We start from the raw sequence: 1,443 nt of genomic DNA on the forward strand, positions 1-1,443 counted from the left end.
CTTCCTCAGAGCTTCGGCAGCTCTCCCGCGGCCGTCTCGGCGAGCCGGGTGGCGATCCCGCACAGCTCGTCGGGCGACTCGTCGTCGCCGTCGAGGGTGAGGTAGAGGAGTTCGACGGCCTTCTGGCCGTTCTCGTCGGGGTACTCGCGGTACTCGACCCGCACCGTGCAGGTGTCCTCGCCGTCGTACTCCGGGGAGACGACGGCGTCGCGGCCCGCCAGCATGGTCACCCTGCCGTCATCGCCGCTGAGCGGCTGGTCGCGGTCGTAGCGCAGCTGGACCTCTATGTCGCGCGTGGTGCTGTACCAGTCGCAGTCCCAGTTGCCGAAGCCCACGTCCGGGTCGCCCGCGTCGATGCCGGGCACGATCTCCAGCGCGCGGGCGTCGAGCAGCCGGCAGGCGTCCAGCCACAGCAGCGACCGCCGGCCGATGGACGAACCGCTCGCTGAGTGGGTCATCTTCCTTCGTCCTCCCTCGTCGTGCCGCTCGCGCCGGCGGCCTGGCGCACAGCATGCGAACGCCCGAAGATTTTCGTCAACAGGTCGGAAAAATAATCCGGTCGGGCCTCGCGCCCGGCCCGGTGCGCGCCCCGGAGCATCGCCGCAGGTCACGCAAGACCCCATCGTGCGGCAGCCGCGGCGGAGTTTTGTGACGGGAGTCTTGCGGCCGTGTGTTTCTTTTTTCCGACCTGTTGACGAAAAACTCGGGGCGTCTCCATGCTGTCGGCCATGCACCCCTCCGCCGGCCCCCTCTCCCGCCTCCGCCGCGAGCACGAAGAGCTCGTGCTCTCCCTGCTGCGCAAGCACGGCCCCCTCAGCCGCGGCGAACTCGGGACCCGCTGCGGACTGTCCCGCACCACGCTCTACGACATCGTCGGCGACCTCATCGCCAACGGCGCCGTCGTGGCGACCGTGCCGCTGGCCGAGGAGCGGCGCCGCGGCCGGCCCGTGGAGAAGCTCTCCCTCAACCCCGACGCCGGGCAGGCCCTCGGCATCGACTTCGCCCGCCGCGCCGTCCACGTCGCCGCCGTCAACGTCGCCCACGAGATCGTCGGTTCCGCCAGCGAGCAGCACGCCCCCGACCTGTCCTGGGAGGAGCGCGTGCGGCTGGCGGAACGGCTCGTCGGCACCCTCACCGGCGGCGTCCTGCGCCTCGGCGCACTCGACGCCATCGGCGTCGGCGTCGTCGGCCCCATCGGCGCCCCCGGCGACCTCACCGCCGGCGGCCGGCGCCTCGACCTGCTGTCGGACCTGCTGCGCAAGAGCTTCGGCGTGCCCGTACTCCTGGACAACAACACCCGCCTCGCAGCCCTGGCCGAAGCCACCTGGGGCGCCGCCGCCGACGACGCCGACGTGCTCTACCTGCGCGTCTCCCACGGCGTCGGCGGCGGCCTCATCGTCGGCGGCTCCCTGCACCGCGGCGCCTTCGGGCTCTCCGGCGAAC

At 72.1% G+C, this 1,443-nt stretch carries 2 protein-coding genes; one reads left to right on the forward strand and one right to left on the reverse strand.

The genetic code is table 11. From position 1 onward, the window contains the following. Window positions 1–5 precede the first annotated feature (5 nt). On the reverse strand, window positions 6–458 hold the full coding sequence (locus tag H5J30_RS33080; RefSeq protein ID WP_258563661.1) for a hypothetical protein: 453 nt from the start codon (window positions 456–458) through the stop codon (window positions 6–8). Between the two features lie 258 nt (window positions 459–716). On the opposite strand from H5J30_RS33080, the gene H5J30_RS33085 reads away from it, so the two are divergent. Beyond that, window positions 717–1,443 (forward strand): ROK family transcriptional regulator (locus H5J30_RS33085; protein ID WP_181791402.1); only part of this gene is annotated, 727 nt, incomplete at its 3' end.

Origin of the sequence: Streptomyces phytophilus, from assembly GCF_013870535.1 — a bacterium.
GTDB lineage: Bacteria > Actinomycetota > Actinomycetes > Streptomycetales > Streptomycetaceae > Streptomyces > Streptomyces phytophilus.

Coding starts and splice junctions, on each gene's coding strand:
- H5J30_RS33080 (WP_258563661.1), bottom strand. CDS start 458: ATGACCCACTCAGCGAGCGGTTCGTCCATCGGCCGGCGGTCGCTGCTG.